The organism is Streptococcus sp. HMSC034E03 (genome assembly GCF_001811505.1).
In the GTDB taxonomy this organism is placed as follows: domain Bacteria; phylum Bacillota; class Bacilli; order Lactobacillales; family Streptococcaceae; genus Streptococcus.
Genome location: NZ_KV805002.1, coordinates 23,557 through 31,985 on the forward strand (window position 1 = coordinate 23,557; position 8,429 = coordinate 31,985).

Sequence of the window (8,429 nt, forward strand, 5' to 3'; positions counted from 1 at the left end):
TGCTTTATACTCTGGCAAGGCTTCAGCTACTGCTCCTTGACCATTGACGCCACCCTCAAATGTTGGTTTAGACGGCTCAACAAGTGGTTCACCATTAACTCCACCTGTGAATTCAGGATGTTCTTGTTTCAGAGTATCAACTGGAACTGCACCACCTTCATACTCTGGTAAGGTTTCAGCTACTGCTCCTTGGCCATTAAAACCACCCTCAAATGTTGGTTTAGACGGCTCAACCAAGGATTCGCCTGATACGCCACCTGTAAAGTCTGGTTTTTTGTGGACTTCTGGAAGGCCACTTTGACTGCTAAATTCTGGTGTGTACTCTGGCAAGGTTTCAGCTACTACACCTTGGCCATTGACGCCACCCTCAAATGATGGTTTTGTTGGCTCAACTAAGGATTCGCCAGATACACCACCTATAAATTCAGGTTTGTTGTGGACTTCTGGGACGCCACTTTGACTACTAAATTCTGCTTTATACTCTGGCAAGGCTTCAGCTACTGTACCCGCGCCATTGACGCCACCTTCAAATGTTGGTTTAGGTGGTTCAACTAAAGATTCGCCGGATACACCGCCTGTAAAGTCTGGGATTTCCTGTTTCAAAGTTTCAACTGGAACTGCACCACCTTCATAGTCTTGTAGGGTTTCAGCTACTGCTCCTTGGCCATTAACACCACCCTCAAATGTTGGTTTTGTTGGCTCAACCAAGGATTCACCTGATACACCGCCTGTAAAGGCGGGTTTCTCGTGGACTTCTGGGATGCCACTTTGACTGCTAAATTCTGGTGTATACTCTGGTAAGCTTTCAGCTACTGCTCCTAGGCCATTGACTCCACCTTCAAATGTTGGTTTTGTTGGCTCAACCAAGGATTCGCCTGATACGCCGCCTGTGAATTCGGGAATTTCATGAACGGCTGCTTGATTTACTGGTTTTGCAGGAATTTCTGGATTTGCACTAGATGTTAGATCTTGCCCCGTCCCTCTTAAATCGGACTCTAATAAATAACCGACATAATCATAGCCTTTAATGTCAATAATACCTTGAGAGAAACCATCTGCAGAGACAAGGGTTTTAGTCTGATCATAAGCTAGTAAGTCCTTGTGTTCAAAAGCAAATACTTGATAAGGGAGTAATAAACTCTTACCTACAGAAGCAATCAATAACACTCCAACTATCTTAGAAGGCTTTTTCCTAGAAAATAGGAAAACCACCAAACTAGCCGTCAGAAGACCAAGACCAGCCAAGGGGAAGGTGACTGATCCTGTTTGAGGTAAGACGGCTTGTCCCTGCTTACGATAGACTAGATAATAGCTCTCTTGACTAAGATCTTGTGGTAATTCATGGTGAATGAGTTCACGTTCAGCAGCTGTCAACTCCGATTCCGATAAATAGTGAAAGGAAACTTGCTTGGTTTCATCTGCCTGAACCAGTTTGGGTTCAAGTGCTCCTCCAATGAAGGCAAGTCCAATCAATACCGAGCCCACCCCCATGCTCAGTTTACGAATGGCAAATTTTTGTAACTTTTTTCTATCTTCCATATCAGCTTTGTTCTTGTCCTTAAAGACATCTCCTTTATTCCGTTTTCATAATCTTATTATAATATTTTGTTGATTTTTTTACAAAATATTTTCGAGATAAATCGATATTTTTATTTAAGTACATATTCCAATATACCATCTGGCTAGCGACCCAGTTATTAGTAGATAGCTTCAAGCGTTGAAAAACGGATAGCTTTAGCCTTGCCTGTTTTCAGTATTGAAAGATTTGCGGGAGTAATACCTACACGTTCGATTAAATTGCCCAACCGCTTCTAAAATCCAAATTCTACACTTCTTATGAATTAAAATGTATTTCTAGTAAATTCTTTTTAAGAATATCACGTTCACTCAACATAATCTAACAAATAACCATAACCCTTTTCTTCCATTTGATCCTTAGGAATAAAACGGATGGATAGACTATTGATACAATAGCGTAGCCCTCCCTTGTCCTTAGGTCCGTCTGTAAAGACATGCCCTAGATGGGAATCACCAGTTCTACTTCTGACTTCTGTTCTGACCATATTGTAGGACTTGTCTTCCTTGTAGGTCGCAACATCTGGACTGATAGGCTGGGTAAAGCTAGGCCAACCACAGCCCGATTCAAATTTATCTTTCGAAGAAAAGAGTGGTTCACCAGTTGCTACATCCACATAAATACCTGCTTCAAATTTATCCCAGTAACGATTTGAAAAGGCCCGTTCTGTTTGACTATTTTGAGTCACTGCATATTCCTCAGGAGAGAGGAGTTTTTTCAATTCATCGTCACTCGGTTTTGGATATTTACTCGCATCAATAACAGGATAGGATGCTTGATTGACATTGATATGGCAATATCCATTTGGATTTTTCTGAAGATAATCTTGGTGATAGTCCTCAGCCACGATAAAATTGCTTAAGGGTTCCTTTTCAACCGCTAGAGGCTGGTCGTACTTCTGAGCAACTTGTTCAAAAACTTGATTGATGACTTCTAGGTCCTGCTCGTCCTTATAGTAGACTCCCGTTCTGTACTGAGTCCCCATATCATTGCCCTGCTTATTTTTACTAGTTGGATTGATAATGCGGAAATAATGGAGCAAGATTTCTTTTAGAGAAATTTGATTGGCATCGTAGGTCACATGAACAGTCTCAGCATGGCCTGTTTGGCCGATCAATTCATACTGGGTTGTTTCTCCTCTGCCATTCGCATAGCCAGAAACAGCATCTGTCACACCTGCTACTCTTGAAAAATACTCTTCAACTCCCCAGAAACAGCCTCCCGCTAGATAGATTTCATGTAGGTCAGCATTTTTATCTGGCACAGTTTTTTTCTTAACACCTTGACCTTGGCTAACAGCTGCCTTCTCAATTTGAGAAGTATCAGTGTAGCTTGTGCTTCTTTTTTCCCAAAAAAATAAAAGTCCAATAATAATACAAATGATGATTCCTATGAATACAATTGTTTTTAACTTATCATTCATGAGTAACCTCTAATCTATGCTTTTCAAACTCTCTACAATACTTGCCTTATCCATAAAACCTGGCTGGATCTTAACTAGTTTTCCTTCTTTATCAATAAAGGCCTGGGTCGGATAAGAACGGACTCCGTAACTTGCTAAGAGTTGTCCCGAAGGGTCTAGAAGGACAGGGAGATTTTTATAGTCCAATCCTTGATACCATTTTTTAAAGGCTTCTTCTGCTTGCTCTCCTTTTTGACCAGGAGAAACCACTGTCAAGATGACATAGTCATCACTTGCTTCTTTTGCCAGCTCATCGGTATCAGGTAAACTAGCTAGACAAATAGAGCACCAAGATGCCCAAAATTTGAGATAGACCTTTTTGCCCTTATAATCTGATAGGCGATAGGTTTTACCATCAACTCCCGTCAGTGAAAAGTCTGGAACTTCTTCTCCTTGTTTTGCCATTTGAGAGCTAACTTGTGCATTTTTGTCTCCATTTTGCTTATCAGCTTGGTTCTCCATCTGATTGTTACAAGCCGATAGACAGACCAGACTCGCGCAGACCAATACAGTTGCTTGCCATGTTTTCATCTTCATCACCTTCCTCGTTATCATATGAATATAGATATTTGCTTTATAGTTCTATTATATACCTACCTTGCTAAAAATACTTAGAATCTGTTTGGAAAATCATTAAGCTTCTTGATTACAAAAAACTCCCACCTGCTAAGCAGATGAGAGTTTTGGATTATTTAAAGATAGAAGTTTTAAAGCTATCTGTTTGTTGAAGAAGTTTCTTAAAAAGTTTTTCTTTAAGTGAAACGGTGTTGTCAAATTTGACAGATCCCTTACTTAGAGTAGCCTTATCTTTATCAACTGCTTCAGCAAATGCACGTTTCAAGTCTTCATAGCTATTGTATGTTTTACCATCAATTTCAATAGATTGAATTCCTTTTTTAGCGCTTGTTACAACTTCATTGAAGTATGCTTTCTTCCAATCTTCAAGATTGTTGAATTTTCCTTCAGAAATCTTGTTAATGATGAAATCATCACCTAAAGTATCTTTACCAGCTTTTTTAGATTCAGCTTTTAGCATGTTAGAAGCATAGTTTAGGAAGCCTTTTTCATAGCCATAGTAACCCCAGATTCTGAAAGTATTGTGTTTAAATGACATCGCTCCTGGAGCACCTTCACTTGTATTACCACCATAGATACCAGTCATCATTGGAACATTCACATAAGCAGAATCAAAGTCAGTAGGATTATAAACTCTGTTACCTGGACCGCGGTTAGTCATGAAGTTGTTCGTAATTAAGTCATCTACTGTGCGTAAAGGAATAGCTTTTTCCTCATCACTTAAAGGTCGAACCTTGTCGAATTGGTTCTTGGTGTTATTTCCTCGGTATTGCTTATCAACCTTCTTGAACCAAGCATTGTTTAAATCTTGATTTGCTTTATCGAGGACAGCCTCTCCTTCAAGATAATCCAGAAGCATAAGAGTGTCGTTGTAGCCCTTCATGTAACGATCAATTTCGTCACGTGACTTCAGATCATTTGGATTGGTGTTATACCATTGATTGCCATCGTTTGGACGTTCATAAGCCATGTTGAGACCTAGGGCTTTGTATTCACCATTTGGATTTGATACTGATGGAGTTTGCAACATTCCTTGTGCAAATGCTTCCAAATCAGTACCTTCACGGTGTCTTGAGCCACCCAAGTATACCATACGGTCATTTACGTGAGTTGTTTCGTGGGTAAAGGCAGAAACCCCAAAGTCACTAATCATATCCGTAACCATGAAGAAGACAGAATCATCTTTATATGGATTCTGATAAACGCGAGCCACAGCTCCCATACGCCAGTCAGTCGCATGATAACGTCCTGTAGGTCCGTATAATTCACGGATAGGCGCCACATCTTTACCACTATTAGTGTGACCGTATTTATCAGTACTAATATCTTTATAGTTTTGGTTATCCAAAACAGGTGTTGGAACCATGTTGTTGCTCTTCAAAAGTTGATTACGAACTTTATCGATTGATAGACGTGACCAGAAGTCTAAATAATTCTGTTGACCTTTTGCAACCTTATCGATTTCAGCTTTAAAGGCATTACGTTCTGCTTCAGTATACTTACCATATTTTTCAAATGAACTATAAGCCATTGTATTGTAAGTTGAAATCAAGAACATATGGGCATCTTTCAAGTTCAAGAGTGGCAAGATCATCTTACCATGCACATCGTTGTTTAAACCTTCGTAGGCTCTGTGTTTCTTATCGGCAAACTCAGGAGTTGTTGTTTTTGGTTCAACGATATAGACATTGTCTTTGGTTGCTTTGATGAACCAATCATTTAGGTCTTTGTCTTCTGTGAATAGACGCATATTATAGTCTAAGAAACTGTTTAACTCGCCGATACCGATAACTCCACCGATAGCTTCACGATAAGCTTCTAGAGTTCTATCACCTTTAATGTTACTTTCCTTAGAACCAATCTGAATCAAGAAGTCTAACACACTTACATTTTTACCATAGAAGTCTGGTTTGAACAACATGAGTTGCTTGATATTGAAGTTATCAAACTTTACTCCGTAATAACGGTTAAGGTAAGATAGACCAAGGAGAACCGCTGCCTTGTTATCATCAATTTTCTTGATCAAAGCACGTTTAGCAGCCTCATCTGTGTTTAATTGATGATCTTCATTTTCAAGCAACTGTTTCACAAATTTAGCCAGATTATCCTTGACTTCTTTGAAGCTTTCTTCTAGGTAAAGATCTTTGATAGCGTTAACTTTATTTGGTCCTGTTCTACCAAGTTTTTGGTAAATTGGATCTGATTGTAGCTCAACTGGACTTAATTTTTCAACGATAGCATTGATAAGATCGCTACGGTCTTTGTCAACCATATTAGGTGTGTAAACAACTTCTCCAAGTTCAGCAATGCTGTACTCTTTCACTTGTTTAACCTTAGATTCTTTCAGAGAAACAGTAAAGATGTCTTTGGTCTTGTCAGCATAATGCACCAAAATGTGGTCAGCATCAGCCAATTCTGTCACAAAGGCATTGCCTTTCATGGCAGTTACAGACAAGATTTCTTTAGTCAAGAGAGGACTGCCTGCAGCAAGTTTGTTTCCTTGGTTTACGATCCATTCTTTATTATAGAAAGGTTGTAATTTTTCGATATTACGGTAGGCAAGTTCACGAGAGGCATCGTAATCTTGAGTATCTTTATAAGTATCAGCTTTTACTTTCTTATTATTGAGAGTATCCTCAACAAGAGGTTTAATTTCAAACGTATCAGCAGTGATACCGAATTCAGCGATCTTTTTATTTGCTTCTTCAAGACTGATTTCTTGAATTCTGTTAGTACGAGAACGTTTGAATGAACGTTTACCAGAGCTGACATCTTTAACAACATAGTTTCGCTCAATCCAATCGTTTGTATAGTAACCGTCTTCTTCGTCTAAGTCTTTTGAACCGTAGAACTCTTCACCATTTTCAACCTTCATCATTGAAACAGTATCAGCAACTCTACCCCATGTCCAGTTTTTACTAATGAATCCACCAACCTCAACAGGTGTCTTAACATTAATGGTTCCTTTAGTAACAGCATTACGAACAGAAGCATACTTGTCGATTCCATTAGGATCCGAACCATTATCAGATCTAGCAAGAAGACCACCAACACGAGCTTTATTTGCTGTAATATCAGCATCTACATAAGCGTGTTTGATATTCCCTCTCCAAATTTCACCGGCAATACCACCAATATCCCAGCCTTTGTCACCAACACCAGTAAGTTTACCAATGAATGCGACATTTTTAAGTAGGCCACCAACATCTGCTTTATTGACAATACCAGCAATACCATCTTTACCAAGAACACTACCAGTCACCTTGACATTCTCAACTGTAGCATTTTTAATCGTTCTTGCAAGTGGTGAAATATTTTCAGCCCAAGGCATATTGATATCAACGTTACCTAGGTTAACATTTGTAACCGAGCCACCCTCGATATTATCGAACAATTGACGAGCCATATTGTGGATTGTGTACTGCTTTCCTTCAACACTTGTTAAAGTTCCACTAAACTTACCAGGTACATATTGTTTATTTGGTGTTGGAACATTAGCTGCATTAAGATCAGCACCTAGTTTAAATGTTCCATTTTTATTGTCCTGCATGGCCTTTACAAGATCATTGAAATCGTAATAAACATCACCTTCATGAGCTTTTGGCTTAGCAAAGTAATGGACATATTCTTGACTGAACTTGTTGTCTGAATTACGCTGAATTAAATCAGGGGCTTGGGCAGTTACTTTGTACAATGTTTTACCATCTACAGTAACTTCTTCAATCTTGTCAACAGCTAGTCTTGTAACCTTGTTATCATGAGTTGTCACTTTCAAGTAATAAGGTTTAACATCTGATGGTTTAGCTGACAATAGACTATTATCAGTTTCTACACCTTGGTCATCAACACTGATAAGGCTGGTTTCCTTGATATTTTTGACTTCGACTTTTTTGAGATCAAGTCGCAGTGGTTCTTCCGTGAGAACAACTTCTTCGTTCCCATTTCCACGATCGTAAACCATCTTGGTTGCAATCTTGTAGTCCTTGTAGTATTTCAAGTCTGTAAGATTAGCAGTCAAATCTCCCTCAGACATGTTGACTGTTTGAAGGCTAGTGTCTCCGTCTTTCAAGACAACTTCAAGAGATTTAATGGTTACACCTGTTGGTTTGACCAATTGGTAACGAACCTTGGCACTACGCTCTAATTCTTCTTTATCAATTTGAGTAATTGTCAACGTTGGCGCAGCGAGGACTTGATCACCTTTCTTAATGAGACGATCTTGCGCAGCTTCGACAACTTCCTCTGAAATAGTTGGAGCATCCGCAGTTTTCACGCCCTTAAGAGTCTTATAGACTTTGGTAATCTTTTTCTTACCGTTTTGACCAGCTTGAGCAACAACTTCTGTTCCCTTCGGAAGAGTGCTGTCTACTTCTGTTCTTGTCTCGAAAGGAATTTCTTCAAATGAAACTTCTTCAACTTTACCTTCAATAGCCTTGGTACCACGACTAATTTTTTCGTTTACTGGAGCCTTAACAGTTTCTGTACTCGTGCTGATTGGGTCCCCAACTTTTTGGCCATTGACTGTCTTATAGACACGATGAATCAGCTGACTTCCTGCTTGACCATTTTGAATTACTGTTTCTTCATCAGTGTAGCGAGTATCGTCATTTACATACTCTCTTGTATATGGAACTTCTACAGTTTCAGTTTCTGTGATAGTTGCTTCAGCTACTGTATACTCTGGTAATTCTGGCTGAACTAGGGATTCACCTTCGTGGCCTTCTTCTTGAGTTCCTTTTGCTGTGATTTCGCCGGTGTAGGCGGGGTTTTCTGGCTGAACTAGAGATTCGCCTTCGTGGCCTTCTTCTTGCGTGC

General features: G+C 39.4%; 5 protein-coding genes. All 5 read right to left on the minus strand.

Features of this window, described 5'->3' with window-relative positions; all coding sequences use genetic code 11:
• A partial coding sequence (locus tag HMPREF2805_RS11355) for an SIALI-17 repeat-containing surface protein (protein ID WP_186822570.1) occupies positions 1-1,539 on the minus strand: 1,539 nt, incomplete at its 3' end.
• A 158-nt stretch (positions 1,540-1,697) separates the two neighbouring features.
• The gene (locus HMPREF2805_RS11140; RefSeq protein WP_148131649.1) at positions 1,698-1,805 is read right to left on the minus strand and encodes a helix-turn-helix domain-containing protein; all 108 of its coding nucleotides are present in this window, start codon (positions 1,803-1,805) and stop codon (positions 1,698-1,700) included.
• Between the two features lie 78 nt (positions 1,806-1,883).
• On the minus strand, positions 1,884-2,999 hold the full coding sequence (gene msrB / locus HMPREF2805_RS10210; RefSeq protein ID WP_075232419.1) for a peptide-methionine (R)-S-oxide reductase MsrB: 1,116 nt from the start codon (positions 2,997-2,999) through the stop codon (positions 1,884-1,886).
• Between the two features lie 9 nt (positions 3,000-3,008).
• Positions 3,009-3,569 (minus strand): redoxin family protein, encoded by a 561-nt coding sequence (locus HMPREF2805_RS10215; protein ID WP_075232420.1) that lies wholly within the window; start codon positions 3,567-3,569, stop codon positions 3,009-3,011.
• Between the two features lie 157 nt (positions 3,570-3,726).
• A partial coding sequence (locus HMPREF2805_RS10220) for a ZmpA/ZmpB/ZmpC family metallo-endopeptidase (protein WP_186822571.1) occupies positions 3,727-8,429 on the minus strand: 4,703 nt, incomplete at its 5' end.